The 17,821-nt window shown below is 70.1% G+C and carries 14 protein-coding genes and 2 pseudogenes; 10 read left to right on the forward strand and 6 right to left on the reverse strand.

Features of this window, described 5'->3' with window-relative positions; all coding sequences use genetic code 11:
• The 4 genes and pseudogenes from QH270_RS17190 to QH270_RS17205 form a co-directional block, all read left to right on the forward strand.
• The coding region (locus QH270_RS17190; protein ID WP_432420374.1) for a helix-hairpin-helix domain-containing protein at positions 1–734 on the forward strand (734 nt) is incomplete at its 5' end.
• Positions 735–966: 232 nt separating this feature from the next.
• Positions 967–3,987: a ComEC/Rec2 family competence protein gene (locus QH270_RS17195; protein WP_280343343.1), complete on the forward strand. Its 3,021-nt coding sequence runs from the start codon at positions 967–969 to the stop codon at positions 3,985–3,987.
• Positions 3,947–4,918, forward strand: a complete 972-nt coding sequence (gene holA / locus QH270_RS17200) for a DNA polymerase III subunit delta (RefSeq protein WP_280343347.1) — start codon at positions 3,947–3,949, stop codon at positions 4,916–4,918. The genes QH270_RS17195 and holA overlap by 41 nt, the downstream gene beginning before the upstream one ends.
• Before the next feature lie 91 nt (positions 4,919–5,009).
• A pseudogene (locus QH270_RS17205) lies at positions 5,010–6,134 on the forward strand (LCP family protein); the annotation flags it as partial.
• Between the two features lie 137 nt (positions 6,135–6,271).
• Here QH270_RS17205 and QH270_RS17210 read toward each other — a convergent pair.
• Both QH270_RS17210 and rpsT read right to left on the reverse strand, forming a co-directional pair.
• Positions 6,272–6,517: a hypothetical protein gene (locus tag QH270_RS17210; RefSeq protein ID WP_110039535.1), complete on the reverse strand. Its 246-nt coding sequence runs from the start codon at positions 6,515–6,517 to the stop codon at positions 6,272–6,274.
• Between the two features lie 97 nt (positions 6,518–6,614).
• Complete coding sequence (gene rpsT / locus QH270_RS17215; RefSeq protein ID WP_280221475.1) at positions 6,615–6,875, reverse strand: 30S ribosomal protein S20; 261 nt, start codon at positions 6,873–6,875, stop codon at positions 6,615–6,617.
• Between the two features lie 259 nt (positions 6,876–7,134).
• On the opposite strand from rpsT, the gene QH270_RS17220 reads away from it, so the two are divergent.
• The 4 genes from QH270_RS17220 to QH270_RS17235 all read left to right on the forward strand — a co-directional run bounded on the left by QH270_RS17220 (position 7,135) and on the right by QH270_RS17235 (position 11,472).
• Entirely contained in the window at positions 7,135–8,808 is a 1,674-nt protein-coding gene (locus QH270_RS17220) for a circularly permuted type 2 ATP-grasp protein (RefSeq protein WP_432420375.1), read from the forward strand.
• 4 nt (positions 8,809–8,812) lie between these two features.
• Positions 8,813–9,790: an alpha-E domain-containing protein gene (locus QH270_RS17225; protein ID WP_280343351.1), complete on the forward strand. Its 978-nt coding sequence runs from the start codon at positions 8,813–8,815 to the stop codon at positions 9,788–9,790.
• Positions 9,787–10,629, forward strand: coding sequence for a transglutaminase family protein (locus QH270_RS17230; protein ID WP_280343354.1), 843 nt, complete (start codon positions 9,787–9,789; stop codon positions 10,627–10,629). Before QH270_RS17225 ends, QH270_RS17230 begins: the two co-directional genes overlap by 4 nt.
• Positions 10,630–10,695: 66 nt before the next feature.
• A complete protein-coding gene (locus QH270_RS17235; RefSeq protein ID WP_280343355.1) occupies positions 10,696–11,472 on the forward strand; it encodes an aquaporin in 777 nt (258 codons plus the stop codon).
• 55 nt (positions 11,473–11,527) lie between these two features.
• Here QH270_RS17235 and QH270_RS17240 read toward each other — a convergent pair whose 3' ends face one another.
• Complete coding sequence (locus tag QH270_RS17240; RefSeq protein WP_280221476.1) at positions 11,528–12,079, reverse strand: type II toxin-antitoxin system PemK/MazF family toxin; 552 nt, start codon at positions 12,077–12,079, stop codon at positions 11,528–11,530.
• A gap of 69 nt (positions 12,080–12,148) precedes the next feature.
• On the opposite strand from QH270_RS17240, the gene lepA reads away from it, so the two are divergent.
• Entirely contained in the window at positions 12,149–14,032 is a 1,884-nt protein-coding gene (lepA, locus tag QH270_RS17245) for a translation elongation factor 4 (RefSeq protein ID WP_280343356.1), read from the forward strand.
• Position 14,033: 1 nt separating this feature from the next.
• On the opposite strand, the gene QH270_RS17250 is transcribed toward lepA, so the two are convergent.
• From QH270_RS17250 to QH270_RS17260, 3 genes are read right to left on the reverse strand one after another with little or no spacing between them, the layout of a single operon-like run.
• Positions 14,034–15,305 carry a sensor histidine kinase gene (locus QH270_RS17250; RefSeq protein ID WP_280343357.1) on the reverse strand — a complete coding sequence of 424 codons (1,272 nt, stop codon included), beginning with the start codon at positions 15,303–15,305 and terminating at the stop codon, positions 14,034–14,036.
• Entirely contained in the window at positions 15,302–15,994 is a 693-nt protein-coding gene (locus tag QH270_RS17255; protein WP_280343358.1) for a response regulator transcription factor, read from the reverse strand. Before QH270_RS17255 ends, QH270_RS17250 begins: the two co-directional genes overlap by 4 nt.
• A 36-nt stretch (positions 15,995–16,030) precedes the next feature.
• A complete protein-coding gene (locus QH270_RS17260; protein ID WP_280343359.1) occupies positions 16,031–16,405 on the reverse strand; it encodes a hypothetical protein in 375 nt (124 codons plus the stop codon).
• A 239-nt stretch (positions 16,406–16,644) separates the two neighbouring features.
• Here QH270_RS17260 and QH270_RS17265 point away from each other — a divergent pair.
• Positions 16,645–17,821, forward strand: a pseudogene (locus QH270_RS17265) (hypothetical protein); the annotation flags it as partial.

Genomic DNA, 17,821 nt, shown 5'->3' on the forward strand with positions numbered 1-17,821 from the left:
CGGGGTCGGGGGGGGCGCGGGGCCCCCGGGGCGGGCGGGGCGCGGGCGTGCCCGCCCGGGGGGGGGGGGGCGGGGTGGTGTCCCCGGGTGGGGGGGTGTCCCGCCCCCCCCCGAGCCGGCAGTCCGTGCCGCCGGTGCCGGTCGTCCGTGCGGAGCCCATCAGCGCCCGTGGTGAACCGACCACTGCCGTCGCGGTGTCCGGTGGCGCGGGACCGATCGCGAGCGCGGAAGTCGTCGTCAGCGTGGTCGGTCTGGTCGAACGCCCGGGCCTGCACCGGCTCCCGGGCGGCGCCCGCGTCGCCGACGCGATCGACCTCGCCGGCGGGGCCCGCGATGGCGCCGACCTGGCCGGTCTCAATCTCGCCCAGCGTCTCGGCGACGGCGACCAGATCGTCATCGGTGCGACCGCTCCCGGTTCGCCCGCCCCGCGTCACGGCAGCATGATCAGCGCGGGTGGCGGCACGTCCGCCACGCCGAACGTTCCGAGCGCGACGGACACCACGAGCATCCCGCCACCGACCGCGGGTACTGCTCCGAATGGCAAGCGCACCAACCTGAATACCGCGACGGAGGCCGAGCTCGACGCTCTTCCCGGCGTCGGCCCGGTGACAGCCAAGGCGATCCTCACCTGGCGATCGACCAACGGCAAGTTCACCGATGTCACCCAGCTCGGCGAAGTCGACGGCATCGGACCCGCCCGTCTCGCTCGCCTCCGCGACCTGGTCACGACGTGACGGGACCACAACCCACCGGGCGCGGTGGTGCGGACGGGATATCCGAACGTGGTGTGACGTCAGCCCGAGTGCTCGCCGCCGGATCCGGGACGGGTGCGAAGTTCATCGCGTGCTATCCGGACTGTGGCGAACATTTCTACAGCAGTGTGGAATTCGGATGCTTCGCGTTGACGTCGGTACTCGGGCGTCGCGGGCCAGTCGGGGGCACTCCGGATGCCGGGCCGGTCGACGGATGAGTGCGGTGCGCGACGACGAACTCGTCACAGGGCCGCGGCAGGTTCTGGACATGCGACTGGTGCCCGCGGCGGTGGGCTGCTGGGTCGCGACGATCGTCGCGGTGTCGGTGGGTTGGGTCGCGGGTGTGGTTTTCGCCGTCGGTGCGCTGATGATCGCGCTCGGGCTGTGGGTGGTGATGTCGTGGGCGGTGGCGCACGAGCGGGAGCGCTGGCGAGTCGTCGCGGTCGCGGGGCTGGCGACGATGCTGCTGTCGGCCGGGTTCGCAGCGGCGGGCGCCTGGCGGGAGCACCATGTGCAGTCGCATCCCTTGCGGGAGTCGTTCGGGAAGTCGGTGACGGTGCTGGCCACTGTCACCGATGATCCGAAACCCATGCGGGCGGGCGGATTCGGTGGTCAGCGACGATGGATCGTGCACGCGGGACTGCGCGAGTTCGGGAGTGGGACAGCGACGACCAGGGCGGGCGGGGCGATCGTGGTCCTCGCGGGCGGTGGCACATGGGCGGATCTGTCGCCGGGACAGGCCATCCGGTTCCGGGCGAGGGTGAGTGAACCGAATCGCGCGGATCTCACGGTGGCCACCCTGAACGCCCTGGCCGACCCGGAACGGCACGGCGAGCCGCCGTGGTGGCAACGGGTGGCCGCGGGCGTGCGTGCCGACCTCGTCGGCGCCGCGGCGCGCGCACTGCCACCCGATGCGGCCGGCCTGCTCCCGGCGCTAGTGGTCGGCGACACGACCGCCCTCTCGGACGAGGTGCGGGAATCGTTCGAGATAGCAGGCCTCCAGCACCTGTGTGTGGTCAGTGGTGCGAATTTCACGATCCTGCTGACGGCACTGCTGGCGCTGACCCGGCTGCTCACGGCTGGTCCTCGGGTCAGCGCGGCGGCCGCCGCCGGAGTGGTGGTCGTGTTCATCGTCCTCGCGCGTCCCGACCCCAGCGTGCTGCGCGCTGCCGCGATGGGCTCGGTCACGGTGCTGGCCCTGCTCACCGGCCGCCGCAAGCAAGCCCTGCCCGCACTCGGTGCCGCGGTGATCGGATTGCTCGTGGTGGCACCGCGATTGGCGGTGAGCGCCGGCTTCGCGCTCTCGGTCCTGGCCACGGCCGGACTGATCCTGCTCGCACCGAGTTGGGCGGACTGGCTGCGCGCTCGCGGGTGGTGGCGGGCACCGGCGGAGATCGTCGCGGTCTCGGCGGGCGCGTTCGTCGTCACCCTGCCGCTCATGATCGGGCTGTCTGGCCGCGTGAGTCTGGTGGCGATCGTCGCGAACGCACTCGTCGCGCCGGTGGTGGGCGTCGTCACGGTGATCGGCGCGATAGGAGCGGCCGTCGCCCGTCTGTGGCATGACGCCGCGGTCCCGGTGCTGTGGTGTGCGCGCCTGCCGCTGTGGTGGCTGCTCTCGGTAGCCGATCGCACGGCCGCGATCCCCGGCGCAGCGCTGAGCGTGCCGTCCGGCCTCGGTCCGGGACTCGTCGCCACAGCCGTCGTCGTCATCGTCGTGGCGGCATTGCGCTGGTCGAAGACGCGTCGATTGCTCGGCGTGGGAGTCCTCGGGGTCGCGGTAGTCCTTGTGCCGGTGCGGCTGTGGCATCCCGGATGGCCACCCGGGGGCTGGGTCCTCGCCATGTGCGACGTCGGGCAAGGCGACGGGCTCGCCCTGGCCACCGGCCCCGGTGCCGCGGTCGTCATCGACACCGGCCCCGATCCCCGCTCCCTCCGGCGCTGCCTGGACCGGTTGCGGATCACCCGAATACCGCTGCTCGTTCTCACTCATCCGCACGCCGACCACATCGACGGCCTGTCCGGCGCTCTCCGCGGCCGCACCATCGACGCCATCGCCACCGCCCCCGGCGAACTCAATACCACCGGCGGCATCCCACCCTGCCCTGCGATCGCACCGGCATCCTCGCCGAGCCACGCCACGATTCCGGCCCCACCCGCATCGCACACACTCCCGACCGCCGGAATCTCGGAGTCGCTCTGGCCGGTGCGTGCTGAGATCAGCGCACCGGACTCGCCGTTGCCGAGCCTCATCACGTCGCGGTCGCCCGCAACCGATGAATCCGCGCCAGCGCCCCAGGGCCCCATCGGGTCACGTCCACGATCGGGAGACGAGGTCGGTGCGGAACACCAAACCGTCGCGCCGCGGCCGACCGTGCAGGACGGGGCCGCTTCCGCGACCACGTTCACAGCGGCCGCTGCACCGATATCGGGTCCTGTCATCGGGCTGATCGGCCCGACCGTCCGGGTAACCCCTGCCGCAATCGCGCGCTCGGAATTGCGGGGCGAGGCGTGTAGCGCCGGTCCAGAGACACGGGCGAAGTCGAGCTTCGGATCGGGGTCCGAACAAGGGGCTGTGGGGCACCGGCATGAACATGGCGGGGGAACCGGAGGGATCGAGCGAGTGGTAGACCTCGCGGAGTCGGCGGGCATTCCGCTGATGGAGCTGCACGCGGGAATCGAATTGCACTTCGGAGCAACGAAATTGGCGGTGCTGGCGCCTGGCGGTGATGCGCCCTCCTCGTTCTCGTTGGATGAAGCGAACGACCGCTCCCTGGTGCTGAAAGCGCAGACCGCCGTCGGCACGATCCTGTTCACCGGCGACATCGAGGCCGCGGCCCAGGCCAGGCTCCTGGCCCATCGAGATCTCCGTGCCGACGTCCTCAAGGTTCCGCACCACGGCTCCCGTACCACCACGCCGGAATTCCTCCGCGCGGTGCGCCCGCGACTGGCGTTGATCAGCGCGGGGGCGGACAATTCCTTCGGTCACCCGCACCCGACCATCACGAGCGCGTTGGACGCGCTGGGCGCCACCGTCGTCCGAACCGACCGGCACGGCGATGTGATCGTGTTCGGAACGGCCGCCGACCTCCGGACCGTCACCGCGCGGCGCAGGCGACCACCGGCGGCGCGGTCGTCCGCGTGGTGGTGGCGCATGTCTGGCGGACCGTGTCGGCGGGCGAACGTAGGATCGCCTGGTGAGCGAAAGCCCTGCCCCGGTGCATCTGGTTCTCGGTGACGAGGAACTGCTGGTCGAACGCGCGGTCGCGCAGGTCGTCGGCCAGGTGCGCGCCGCCGCGCCCGATCCGGACGCGGTGCCGGTCGACCGCTTGCGCGCGGGTGACGCGAGCACGGCCGAACTGGCCGAGCTGCTGAGTCCGTCGCTGTTCGCCGAGGATCGGGTGATCGTGCTCGAATCGGCCGCCGAGGCGGGCAAGGACGCGGTCGCCGTCATCACCGAGGCCGCGGCCGACCCGCCCGCGGGCGTGGTGCTGCTGGTGCTGCATTCCGGCGGCGGCCGGGCGAAGGCACTGGCTCCCGCGCTGCAGAAGCAGGGCGCGGTGGTCCACGAATGCGCCAAACTCACCAAGGCCGCCGAACGGATGGAATTCGTGCGCGGCGAGTTCCGGGCCGTCGGGGTCAAGGTCCCGGCCGACGTGGTGCAGATCCTGATCGAGTCGGTCGGCTCCGAACTGCGCGAATTGGCCGCCGCCTGTTCCCAGTTGGTCGCCGACACCGGCGGCAAGGTCGACGCGAACGCGGTCCGCCGCTACTACTCCGGCCGTGCCGAGGTGACCGGTTTCGACGTCGCCGAACTCGCGGTGGCCGGTGATCGGCCCGCGGCGATGGAGGCGCTGCGCTGGGCCACCGATCGCGGTGTCCCGCACGTCCTGCTGGCCGACGCCCTCGCCGACTCGGTGCACACCATCGCCCGCGTCGGCTCGGCGGGCCGTGGCGACCCGTTCAAGCTCGCTCAGCAACTCGGCATGCCGCCCTGGAAGGTCAAGAAGGCCCAGGCCCAGGCCCGCGGCTGGAACCCTGCCACCATCGGCACCGCCCTCCAGGTCGTGGCCACCCTCAACGCCGACGTCAAAGGCGGCGCCGCCGACGCCACCTATGCCGTCGAACACGCCCTGTCCCGCATCCTGGACCTGCGCGCCGCGAACTGAGCCGCCCGGCTCACCTGCGCCTGCGCACTGACCAGGCGTTATCCAATCGCGATATCCATCGGCTATCACTCCTGGCAGAGTTGATCATGACATGGACGAGCCGAGCGGGAGCCGGGGTGCGGTGCGCGGGCGGGGCCGACGCGCCGGGGCGGGCGTGGGCCGGTGGGTGCGGGGGATCGGCAGGGGAGTCGCGGCGGGATTGTCCGCGGCGGTGGTGGCGGTGACCGCGTACGGATGGTCGACCGCGGGAAGTTTCGACACCGGGTTCCTGCGATCGCAGGCGCTGGAGGATGATGCGCCGCAATCGCTGGGCGGTGACCTGAACATTCTGCTGATCGGGCTCGACACCCGCCGCGACCAGCACGGCGAGGAACTGCCGCGCGAGGTGCTCGACCAACTGCACGCCGGGGACGGGGACGAGGGCGGCTACAACGCCAATACGTTGATCCTGGTGCATATTCCGGCCGCCATGGACAAGATCGTCGCGGTCTCGATCCCGCGCGACAACTATGTCCCGGTCACCGGTATTCCCGGCTACACCCACGCCAAGATCAAGGAGACCTACGGACTGAAGAAGCAGGCTGTGCAGGAGCAGCTGATCGCGCGCGGCGAAACCGACCCGCGCCGGCTGGAGCAGGCGGGCCGGGAGGCGGGCCGGGCCTCGACCGTGAAGGCCGTACGGGAGCTGACCGGGGTGCCGATCGACAGGTTCGCCGAGGTCACCCTCGCCGGCTTCTACGATCTGGCCGCCGCGCTGGGCGGTGTGGAGGTGTGCCTGAACCATCCGGTGCGGGATCTCGAGTTCTCCGGCGCTGATTTCCCCGCGGGGCGCCAGCGCCTCGACCCCGCGCAGGCGCTGGCCTTCGTGCGGCAGCGGCACGGGCTCGAACACGGCGATCTGGATCGGACCCACCGCCAGCAGGCCTTCCTCACCTCGGTGGCCCGGCAGCTGCGCGGCGCGGGCACGCTCACCGACCCGGGCAGGCTGAACGCGCTGATGGCCGTCGCCCACCGCAACATCGTGCTCTCCGACGGCTGGAACATGACCGACTTCGTGCGCACGCTCGGTACCGCCGACAATCCGCAGATCGAATTCCGGACCCTGCCGATCCTGAGCTACGACGTGATCAACGGTCAGGACGTGAACATCATCGACCGGACGGCGATCCGCCGGGAGGTCGCGACGGCCTTCGGCCTGCCGGTGCCGACCTCGCGCGGGTATCCCACCGGCGGTTCCACCACATCGACCAGGCGCACCGCCGCGACCACGCCGCCCTCGGGGACACCGGACGCGGGCAGGCCGGTGCGCACCGACCTCACCTCCGGGCAAATTCCCTGCGTGAACTGAGTACGCTACTCGCCGACGAGGGACAACTGCTCGTCGTCGTCTTCGCCGTCCTCGTAACGGCCTTCCCACTCGTCGTAGAGCGGGACCTCGTCCTCGCGGGTGACGATCCACGCCGCGGCGAGACCGCCGTCCTCGTCGGGCACCATCACGTTCTCGATCTTGAGGCCGATCCCCAGGATCTCCGCGGCGCGGATCACCTCGGCCAGGTCATCGCCTCGTACCACCGTCTGATTCGCGTACACCGTCAACATGCGCGGAATGGTAGCCGACGACAAAAGCCGCCGTGGTCATCGAGGCCACGGCGGCTGCGTCTTGCGAAGTGCTGAGCGGGTACCAGGCCCGCTCCGATCAGATCTTGTTCAGAGCCAGCGCGAGCGCGGACTTCTTGTTGGCCGCCTGGTTGGCGTGGATGACGCCCTTGGACGCGGCCTTGTCGAGCTTACGGCTCGCGAACTGCAGCTGCTCGGCAGCCTTTTCCTTGTCACCGGCGGCGGCAGCTTCACGGAAGTTGCGGATCGCGGTGCGCAGCGCGGACTTGACCGACTGGTTGCGCTTGCGCGCCGCCTCGTTGGTACGGATCCGCTTCATCTGGGACTTGATGTTGGCCACGCCTGTATCCTCTGGTTTCCTGTCGCTGGGTGGTATGTCTTGAAAGCTCGTCGGGCGCGCGCCCACGATGCAGCAGATGGTGCTGAACTACGGGTAACACCGCGCCGAAGATCGAGGTTACCAGCTCGGCACCGAGCGACGAAATCGGGCACCGAACGACGGCACGCTCCGGCCGCCGAACTTCACCCATTTCAGGTGATGCGAGAAATTTACCTGTGTCTCACACGACCTCACCCCCGGGTGATGCACAGTTTTTCCCATGACTTCCACCACTGCGCCGGGTACGGCTCGATCCGCGTCACCGGTGCTGGTGCGAACGAACGGGCACGCCGCGACCACCCACACCGGCCTCTTCGAGGGCTATGGCCCCGGCCGCTTCGCCGAGGCGTTCGACGAGATGTTCGACGCGTCGGGCCGGGTCCGCGCCCCCTACAAGGGCATTCACGCCGCGATGGCCGCCAACGACGTCGACGACCTGGCCAAACGCTCCGACGCGCTGGACCGGGCGTTCATCGACCAGGGCATCACCTTCTCGCTGTCGGGGCAGGAGCGGCCCTTTCCGCTCGACCTGGTGCCGAGGGTGATCGCGGCCGCGGAGTGGGCCAAGCTCGAACGTGGCATCAAACAGCGGGTCACCGCGCTGGAGCTGTTCCTCGCCGATGTCTATGGCGAGCAGAACATCCTGCGCGATCAGGTGATCCCCAAGCGGCTGGTCACCTCCTGCGAGCACTTCCATCGTGAGGCCGCCGGGCTGGTCCCGCCGAACGGGGTGCGCATCCACGTCTCCGGCATCGACCTGGTGCGCGACGAACGCGGTGACTTCCGGGTGCTGGAGGACAACCTCCGCTCGCCCTCCGGGGTGTCCTATGTGATGGAGAACCGGCGCACGATGGCCCGGGTGTTCCCCGACCTGTTCTCCTCGCACCGGGTGCGGGCGGTCGGCGACTATCCCGGCCACCTGCTCCGCGCGTTGCGGGCTTCGGCGGCGCCCAACGAGGCCGACCCGACCGTGGTCGTGCTCACTCCCGGCGTGCACAACTCCGCGTACTTCGAGCATTCGCTGCTGGCCAGGCAGATGGGGGTGGAGCTGGTCGAGGGCCGCGACCTGTTCTGCCGCGACAATGTGGTCTACATGCGCACGACCGCGGGCGAACGGCAGGTCGACGTGATCTACCGGCGCATCGACGACACCTTCCTCGACCCCATGCACTTCCGGCCGGATTCGGTGCTCGGGGTGGCCGGGGTGCTCAACGCCGCGCGCGCGGGCAATGTGGTGATCTCCAGCGCGGTGGGCAACGGGGTCGGCGACGACAAGCTCATCTATACCTATGTGCCGACGATCATCGAGTACTACCTCGGCGAGAAGCCGATCCTGCCCAATGTCGACACGTTCCGCTGCTGGCTCGACGACGAGCGCGCGGAAGTGCTCGACCGCGTCGCCGAGCTGGTGGTCAAGCCGGTCGAAGGCTCGGGCGGGTACGGCATCGTCATCGGGCCCGACGCGACGCCGCGCGAGCTGGAGGCGGTCCGGCGCAAGGTCAAGGCGGATCCGCGGGGCTGGATCGCGCAGCCGGTGGTGCAGTTGTCCACCGTGCCGACCAAGATCGGCAACGAGCTCGTGCCGCGCCACGTCGACCTGCGACCCTTCGCGGTCAACGACGGCGACGACATCTGGGTGCTCCCGGGCGGGCTGACCCGGGTGGCCCTGCCCGAGGGCTCGCTGGTGGTGAATTCCAGTCAGGGCGGCGGCAGCAAGGACACCTGGGTGCTGGCAGGGCGCTCGGGTCCGGTCGACCGGGAGCTGGCCGGCCCGGAGCTGGTGAGCGATCCGCCACAGGCCGACTCGTTCGAGCTCGGTCGCGAACTCAGCGCCCCGCAGGCGAATCAGCAACAGCAGCAACAACAACAGACGCAGCGGCTGATCGGGGACTGAACACATGCTTGCTCGCAACGCCGAATCCCTCTACTGGATCGGCCGATACGTCGAGCGCGCCGACGACACCGCGCGCATCCTCGACGTCGCCGTGCACCAGTTGCTCGAGGACGCCACCGTCGACGCCGATCGAACCTCCCGCGTGCTGCTGAAAGTGCTCGGCATCGAACCACCGGCGGGCCTGCGCCTGGATGTGTGGTCGGTGACGGACCTGGTCGCCTTCAGCCACGAGCACGGCGTCTCCATCAGCGACTCCATCGGCAAGGCCCGCGAGAACGCCCGCGGCGCGCGCGAGGTCACCTCCAGCGAGATGTGGGAGTGCCTCAACGCCACCTACAACGGGCTCGCGGCGGCGGAGAAGGCCGCGCGCGGGCTCGGCCCGCACGAGTTCTTCTCCTACATCAAGGACCGGGCCGCGATGTTCACCGGCCTGACCGACTCGACCCTCTCGCGCGACGACGGCTACCGATTCCTGCTGCTCGGTCGGTCCATCGAGCGCGTGGACATGATGGTGCGCCTGCTGCTTTCCCGCGCGGGCGACCGCACCTCCTCGCCGGCCTGGGTGACCGTGCTGCGCTCCGCGGGCGCCCACGACACCTACCTGCGCACGCACCGCGGCGCGCTGGACGCGGCCAGGGTCGCCGAATTCATCCTCATCGACCGGCTCTTCCCCCGCTCGGTGTTCCACACCCTGCGCGTGGCCGAGGACTGCCTGACCGAACTCGACCAGCGGCCGGGCAGCCGCGTCGGCGCCAGGCACGAGGCCCAGCGGGTGCTGGGCCGGGCCCGCAGCGAACTCGAATTCCTGCCGCCCGGCGTGCTGTTGGAAGACCTGCAGAACCGTCTGCTGGCGCTGCAGAAGTCGTGCCGTGAGGTGAGCGAGGCCGTCTCACGCCAGTATTTCCATGCCGCGCCGTGGGTGGCGTGGACCGATGTGCGCAGCAGGTCGGACGTGCGGGTCCAGGTGGAGGGGGAACTGTGAGCTGGCGGATCAGGGTGGTGCACACCACCGGATATGTCTACGACGCGCCGGTGACGCGCTCGTTCAACGAGGCCAGGCTGACCCCGCGCGCGGACAGCAGACAGAACGTGATCCTCAATCGCGTCGAAACCGTGCCCGCCACCAGGTCGTATCGCTACACCGACTACTGGGGCACCGCGGTCACCGCGTTCGACCTGCACGCCCCGCACACCGAACTGGAGGTGACCGGCTCCTCGGTGGTCGAAACCGAGCCGTTCGCCGAACCGCCGGGCGAGGCCGGCTGGGAGGACCTGCGCGGCGGCCGGATCGTGGACCGGTTCGACGAAATGCTCAGCCCCACCGCGTACGTGCCGCGTGACCGCAAGCTCGCCACCATCGCCCGCCAGCTCTCCCGGGGCGAGGAGCCGGCCAAGGCGGTGGTGCGCGCGGCCGAATGGGTGCACAAGGAGATGGACTACATCGCGGGGACCACCTCGGTGCACACCTCGGCGCTCGAGGCCTTCGCCGAGCGGCGTGGAGTGTGTCAGGACTACGCGCACCTGACGCTGGTGTTGTTGCGCAGCATGGGGATTCCGAGTCGCTACGTCTCGGGGTACCTGCACCCGAAACCGGGCGCGGACATCGGGGAGACGGTAGCCGGGCAGTCCCACGCCTGGATCGAAGCGTGGACGGGTCAGTGGTGGGGTTACGACCCGACCAACAATCTGGCGGTCAACGAGCAGCACGTGTCGGTCGGCGTCGGACGCGACTACGCGGACGTACCACCACTGAAGGGGGTGTTCTCCGGCGGCGGCTCGACAGACCTCGAGGTCGTTGTAGAGGTGACCCGCCTCGCGTAATGTCCAGTTCGCTCGTGCGGACCCCGCTCGCCGCGGGGATGAATCCTCTCGGAGAGGTGGTAGCCGATGTCGCCCACTGCGCAGGAACTCGTCGAACCCGAAGTCGTGCCCGAGTACAAGAAATGGGCCGCGGAGGGGTTGGGCACCTTCATTCTCGTGATCGGTGGTGTCGGTACCGCCGTGCTCGCCGGTGACCGGGTCGGCGCCCTCGGTGTCGCTCTCGCCTTCGGTCTGTCGCTGATGTTTCTCGTGTACGCCATCGGCCCGATCTCGGGCTGCCACGTGAATCCGGCGGTCACCCTCGGCCAGTTGCTGCTCGGGCGCCTGTCGGTGGTCTCGGCGGCGGGCTATGTGATCGCGCAGCTGGTCGGCGGTTTCCTGGCCGGTCTGGTGCTGTTCGCGCTCGCGAAGAACCTGCCGGCCTACGACCGCTCGGTGGACGGGCTCGGGGCCAACGGCTGGGGCTCACACAGCCCGTCGGCGGTGACCGGGCCGCTCGGTGAGGTCGTCGTGCAGAACGGGTACGGGATGGCCGCGATGATCATCATCGAGGTGATGCTCACCGCGCTGCTGGTCTTCGTGGTGCTGGCCTCCACCGACCAGATCTCGGACGTACCGCTGGCCGGCCTGTCGATCGGCGTCACCCTCGCGGTGATCCACCTCGTCTCGATCCCGGTCGACAACACCTCGGTCAATCCCGCCCGCAGCCTGGGCGTCGCGCCCTATCAGGACGGCGCGATGGGGCAGGTGTGGGCGTTCGTGGTGTTCCCGCTCATCGGCGGTGTGCTCGGCGCGCTGATCTACGGCCTGATCTTCGGTCGGTCCAGGGATGTGCTGAGCTAGCTTCCCGACGACGGAACCCCGACCCGGCCCGCGCCGGATCGGGGTTCCGTGCTGTTCAGCTCCACTGGTATTCGGCGACCAAGCGGTGCGCGACCAGGTCGAAGGTCTTGCGTTCGACGATCGCGCCCTCGCGCCGGATGCCGTCCTCGGGCACGTCGAGCACCCGGTCCAGCCGCACCCAGCTGGGGCGTCCGTCGTGGTCCCACGGGCCGGAACCGATCCCGACCCAGTTGCGGTCGTGCGCGCGTTCGGCTTTGGACGACAGCATCAGCCCGAGCAGGGTCTTGCGATCGCGTCCGACGACAAGCACCGGACGGTCCTTGCCGTTGGTGGGATCCTCCTCGAACGGGACCCAGGTCCACACGATCTCCCCGGGGTCGGCGCGTCCGTCCAGCTGCGGGCAGTAGACGATCTGCCGGGCACGGTGGGCCGTCGGTACCGGCGTCGAGGCGGTCGGACGGACCGCGACGGTGGGTTCCGGCTTGGTCGACAGCGCCCCCACCAGTTTCTCGAGCAGCTTCGGGCCCTGCTTGCGCACGATCTTCGGCCCCTGCTCCTTGGCGATGACGCCGAGTTGCTTGCCGAGAGTGTTCCAACTGCTGGCCATCCCTGAAATATAACGGTGTGCGGCGCTTCGGTGCACCGGTGACAGAGCCGCGCATCCGGCCATGGGACGATGGACCCAGTTCGCCGATACCCCTCGAGGAGTGGAGTGGCTTCCAGTTTTGCCGATACGACGTTCACCGATCCGTCCCGGATCCGGAACTTCTGCATCATCGCGCACATCGACCATGGCAAGTCGACCCTGGCCGACCGGATGCTGCAGCTCACCGGTGTGGTCGAGGAGCGGGCGATGCGTGCCCAGTACCTGGACCGGATGGACATCGAGCGCGAGCGCGGCATCACCATCAAGGCGCAGAACGTGCGCCTGCCGTGGAGTGTCGACGGCGAGGACTTCGTCCTGCACATGATCGACACGCCGGGCCACGTCGACTTCACCTACGAGGTGTCGCGTGCGCTCGAGGCGTGTGAGGGCGCGATCCTGCTGGTCGACGCCGCCCAGGGCATCGAGGCGCAGACGCTGGCGAACCTGTACCTGGCGATGGAACGCGACCTCGTCATCATCCCGGTGCTGAACAAGATCGACCTGCCCGCCGCCGACCCGGACCGCTACGCCGCCGAGATCGCGCACATCGTGGGCTGCGAGCCCGACGACGTGCTGCGGGTCTCGGGCAAGACCGGCGTCGGTGTCGACGCGCTGCTCGACAAGGTGATCGCCGAGGTCCCGGCGCCGGTCGGCGACGCCGACGCACCGGCCCGCGCGCTGATCTTCGACTCGGTCTACGACACCTACCGCGGCGTGGTCACCTACGTGCGTGTGGTCGACGGCAAGCTCACCCCGCGCCAGAAGATCAAGATGATGTCCACCGGCGCGCAGCACGAGCTGCTCGAGATCGGCATCGTCTCGCCGGAGCCGAAGCCGACCCAGGGCCTCGGCGTCGGTGAGGTGGGCTATCTCATCACCGGTGTGAAGGACGTGCGCCAGTCCAAGGTCGGTGACACCGTCACCTCCGCGCGCGACGGCGCCGCCGCGGCGCTGGCCGGCTATCAGGAACCGCGCCCGATGGTCTACTCGGGCCTGTACCCGGTCGACGGCTCCGACTACCCGGACCTGCGCGACGCGCTGGACAAGCTGCAGCTCAACGACGCCGCGCTGACCTACGTGCCGGAGACCTCGGTCGCGCTGGGCTTCGGCTTCCGCTGCGGCTTCCTCGGTCTGCTGCACATGGAGATCACCCGCGAGCGGCTGCAGCGCGAGTTCGGCCTCGACCTCATCTCGACCGCGCCGAACGTGATCTACCGCGTGGTGATGGAGGACGGCACCGAGCACGTCGTCACGAACCCGTCGTACTGGCCCGAGGGCAAGGTGCGCCAGACGTTCGAGCCGATCACCAAGTGCACCGTGATCGCGCCGAGCGAGTTCGTCGGCACCATCATGGAGCTGTGCCAGAGCCGCCGTGGCGAGCTGCTGGGGATGGACTACCTCTCGGAGACGCGCGTGGAGATGCGCTACACGCTGCCGATGGCCGAGATCATCTTCGACTTCTTCGATTCGCTGAAGTCGCGCACCCGCGGCTACGCCTCGCTCGATTACGAGGAGTCGGGCGAGCAGTCCTCCGCGCTGGTGAAGGTCGACATCCTGCTCCAGGGCGAGGCGGTCGACGCGTTCAGCGCCATCGTGCACAAGGACGCCGCCCAGGCCTACGGCAACAAGATGACCACCAAGCTGCGCGAGCTCATCCCGCGTCAGCAGTTCGAGGTGCCCATCCAGGCCGCGATCGGCTCGAAGATCATCGCCCGCGAGAACATCAGGGCCATCCGCAAGGACGTGCTGGCCAAGTGCTACGGCGGTGACATCAGCCGTAAGCGCAAGCTGCTCGAGAAGCAGAAGGAAGGCAAGAAGCGCATGAAGACCATCGGCCGGGTCGACGTGCCGCAGGAAGCCTTCGTGGCCGCGCTGTCCTCCGACGCCGCCTCGGACAAGCCGAAGGGCAAGTAGCTCAGCCCGGTTCGGCGGCGACGCGCACCAGCAGGCGCGTCCCGCCGAGCGGGCTCTCGGCGAGTTCGGCCGTCCCGCCGTGCAATTCGGCCTGTTGCCGGACCAGGGCGAGGCCGAGCCCGGAACCGGGCGAGCCGGGACGTTTGGCGAAACGGTCGAACGCGGTGGGGGACAGGTGCTCCGGGATGCCCGTGCCGTTGTCGTCGATGGTGATGGTGACGCACTCGGCGTCGGCGCGCGCGGCGACGGCGATCTCGGTGGCGTGCCCGTGCACGACCGCGTTGGAGACGGCATTGCCGACGATGAGCAGGATGCCGCCGGGCAGGCCCGTCATCGGGACGGGTTCGCAGGCCGTGAGCTCGATGTCGACGCCGGGGCGGGCCCGGCGGGCGTTCTGGACCGCGCGGTCGAGCGTCTCGCACAACTCGAACGGTTCGAACGCGCCGCGATCGGTGAGTTCGCCGACGGCGAGGCGCTCCAGATCGTCTAGGGTGCGCTCGATCTGGCCCTGCGCGGCCAGCACGTCGGCGAGGACGGCGCCGCGCTGATCGGCGGGCAACTCGGCGCCGGCGAGGACCTGCAGGTCGGTGCGCATCGCGGTGAGCGGCGTGCGCAATTCGTGCGCGCAGACCGCCGCGAAATCGCGGGCCCCGGCCAGTGCCTGACTGGTCTCGCCGTGCGCGGTCTCGAGCCGCGCCAGCATCCGGGTGATGGCGTCGGAGAGGTCCTCGGCCTCGCGCACGCCCCGTCCAGACAGCGGCGGCAGCTCGTCGAGGGTGTCGATCTCGTGGGTGGCGGTGGCCAGTCTGCGCAGCGGCCGCGCCGCGAAACCGGCCAGCACCCAACCCAATCCGGCCGCGCCGAGGATTCCGGCGACGCCGATGCCGAGACCGATCAGCTGACTGCGGGTGATGGCGGCCTCGACCCGCTCCCGATCGGGATCGAGCCGGACGATCAGACCGGGCGCGCCGAGCACCGGCGCCAGCTCGGGATCGACCACGGTGGTGCCGGGCCGGAACACCCCGGGCGGACGTGGCTGATCCGGCAGATCGGGCAGTGGGCGGGCCGGCGCGGGCAACGGCAGCGCGGGCGCCGCGTCCCCGCCCGGTACGGCGAGCACTCGCATGGTGGACACCGTCTGGTCGAGCTGACGGTCACCCGCCACTTTGAGCAGCGCGGCGTAGGTGAGGCCGAGAGTGACCGCGACGAGGGCCGCGACCGCCGCCGAGACCAGCGCCACGCGCGTGCGCAGCGACCACGATCCGCGCCTCACGGGCGGTCTCGCAGGACGAATCCGACGCCGCGCACGGTGTGCACGACCCTGGCCACACCGTCGGCTTCGAGTTTGCGCCGCAGATAGGAGACGAATACGTCGACCACGTTGGTGTCGGTGGCGAAGTCGTAACCCCAGACGGCGGACAGGATCTGCTCGCGTCCGAGCACGATGTCGACGTTCTCGGCGAGCAGCGCCAGCAGTTCGAACTCCCGTTTGGTGAGCTCGACCTGCCTGCCGCGCGCGTGTACCCGGTGCGCGGCCGGATCGATCACCACCTCGCCCACCCGCACCGTCTTGCCCTGCGGCGCGGCGGCTGCGGCCCGGCGGCGCAACAGCGCGCGCAGCCGGGCGACGAGCTCGCCGAGGTCGAACGGTTTGGTGAGGTAGTCGTCGGCGCCGCGTTCGAGCGCCGCGATCCGGTCCGATACCGCGCTGCGGGCGCTGAGCACGCAGATGGGGATGTCGTCGCCCATCGCCCGCAGGGCGGTGACCACGCCGACGCCGTCGAGCTCGGGCATGTTCACATCGAGCACCATCGCGTCGGGAGTGGCCGAACGCACCAGGGTGAGCGCGGCCGCTCCGTCGCTCGCGGTGAGGACGTCGAAGCCGGAGAGTTCGAGGCCGCGCCGCAGCGACGCGAGCACGCGGACCTCGTCGTCGACGACCAAGATCTGCTGTCCGGTCATGCGCCCACCCTAGTGCGGTTCACCTGTCGGCCCTGGTCAGCGCGGGCGATTCGGCGCGATGACGACGGGCCCGTCCGGCGCGGGGAGCACGGTGCGCTCGCCGTCGGGGTCGATCCGAACGCACTGACCCGGCTCGACCGGTTCGGCGGGCAGGACCAGCGCGGGCGCGCCCGGTGCGATGGGTCGGGTGTGCTCGAAGTGGCCGCCGTCACCGAGGTCGCCGCGCTCGATGTGGATGCGCGGTCCCGGCGCCGTCGGCGGCGCGGGTTCGCCGGGCGCACCGCACAGGACCAGCGTGCGGTCGCCGCGGTCGGCGGGATGGGCCGCGGCGACACCGGCGACGGAGACGGTGAGCAACGCGGCGCCGCCGAGGACGGCGGCGAGACGGCGACGGGTCGAGGATCGGATCATGGTGGGTCTCCTCACAAGAGTGTCCGCCGATCGGCTCGATCGGCGAAACCGACGCTAAGCAGCCGATCTTCAGGCTCCGTTGAGCAATCGTTAGAGTTCTCTTGGGATCGCGGCCCCCCGATTCCGACGGGTCGCCGAAATTCGTTGCTCGCCATAAAGTGGGTGCCTACAGTGTTGGATGATCTTCACTTCGCTCGAACGTGGTGGGGGGCCGACAGTGAGCGAATGTTGGAGCATTGATGACGCGTGATCTGCCTCTCGATGACGATGCCGCGCGCGCGGAAGGGTCCGATACGGCCTACCGCGTAGCCAACGGTGTCGCCCGGGTCGCCCGTGCGGGTGCCTATGTCACCGGTGGCGCGTTGGTCGCCGCGAACGGCACCGCGCCCGAGACCACGCCCGGTACCAGCAACGCCGACAGCCGGTACGCGGGCTGGTCGACGCAGACGGTGTCCGGTGACCCGAGCCCGGACGCGCCGAGCCCGGTCATGACCTTCCCCGACCTGACCGATCTGCCCGAGCCCGCCGCCCCCGCGCCGGCCGCCCCGCACGCCCCGTTCGGCACCCGGCCGCCCGCGGAACCCGAAGTGACGATGGTCGGGCGCTCCACCGAGGCCGAATCCGGCTGGCGCCCCGAGATTCCCGGGTCCGACGGCGACACCGAGATGCGGATCCCCGGTTCCGGGGAGACCTCCACCGGTTTCGGTATCCCGTCCTACGCGCCCGCGCCGAGCAAGCCGGGCCTCGGCCTCGACGACGACAATCCGTTCGGCCTGCCCGGTGGCCCCGGCCTCGGCCTGCCCGGTCAGGGGATGGGCATCCCCGGTTTCGACGGGCTCCCGGGCCAGGGGATCGGCATCCCCGGCTACGACGCGCTGCCGGGGCACGCCGGCGCGCTGCCCGGCTTCGGCGGGATCGGCGGTCCCAACGACTCGGTCGCCGCCGGGCCCGGGGACGGACCGTTCGACGGCATCGGCGACATGTTCGACGGCTTCGGCGCGATGGTGAACACCGAGTGGCAGGTCGACGCGCACGTCGGCCTGGACGGAGTGTGGTTCACCTCGCAGATGAAGGTGACCGGCCAGGTGGGTCAGGTCGGCGATCAACTCGACGACTACGGCAAGTGGCTCGGTGACGGCATCAAGGTCCCCGGTGGGGCCGACGGCGGCGGGATGACCTCGCCCACCGGGCCGAGCCTGCCGGGTTCGTCGTCCTCCGGTGTCGGCCTGCCCGGCAGCACCGGGGCGCCGTCGACCGGCGCACCGGTGCCCGGTGCCGCCGCCGCGCCGCCCACCGGTGCCACGCCGCTGCCCGGTGGTGCCGCCGCGCCCGCGCTGCCCGGTGTGGTGATGTCGTCGTCACCGGGCCGGGTCGGCTTCACCGGTCCGGTGCCGGTTCCCGCGGTGGGGGGCGTGG

It is taken from the genome of Nocardia neocaledoniensis (genome assembly GCF_029868625.1).
Lineage (GTDB): Bacteria > Actinomycetota > Actinomycetes > Mycobacteriales > Mycobacteriaceae > Nocardia > Nocardia neocaledoniensis_A.

Excerpts from the sequence above, each read along its gene's own strand:
- QH270_RS17260 (WP_280343359.1), bottom strand. The coding sequence starts at position 16,405 with ATGATCCGATCCTCGACCCGTCGCCGTCTCGCCGCCGTCCTCGGCGGC.
- QH270_RS17235 (WP_280343355.1), top strand. The coding sequence starts at position 10,696 with ATGTCGCCCACTGCGCAGGAACTCGTCGAACCCGAAGTCGTGCCCGAG.
- QH270_RS17255 (WP_280343358.1), bottom strand. The coding sequence starts at position 15,994 with ATGACCGGACAGCAGATCTTGGTCGTCGACGACGAGGTCCGCGTGCTC.
- QH270_RS17225 (WP_280343351.1), top strand. The coding sequence starts at position 8,813 with ATGCTTGCTCGCAACGCCGAATCCCTCTACTGGATCGGCCGATACGTC.
- QH270_RS17210 (WP_110039535.1), bottom strand. The coding sequence starts at position 6,517 with ATGTTGACGGTGTACGCGAATCAGACGGTGGTACGAGGCGATGACCTG.
- QH270_RS17240 (WP_280221476.1), bottom strand. The coding sequence starts at position 12,079 with ATGGCCAGCAGTTGGAACACTCTCGGCAAGCAACTCGGCGTCATCGCC.
- QH270_RS17195 (WP_280343343.1), top strand. The coding sequence starts at position 967 with ATGAGTGCGGTGCGCGACGACGAACTCGTCACAGGGCCGCGGCAGGTT.
- lepA (WP_280343356.1), top strand. The coding sequence starts at position 12,149 with ATGGACCCAGTTCGCCGATACCCCTCGAGGAGTGGAGTGGCTTCCAGT.
- QH270_RS17220 (WP_432420375.1), top strand. The coding sequence starts at position 7,135 with ATGACTTCCACCACTGCGCCGGGTACGGCTCGATCCGCGTCACCGGTG.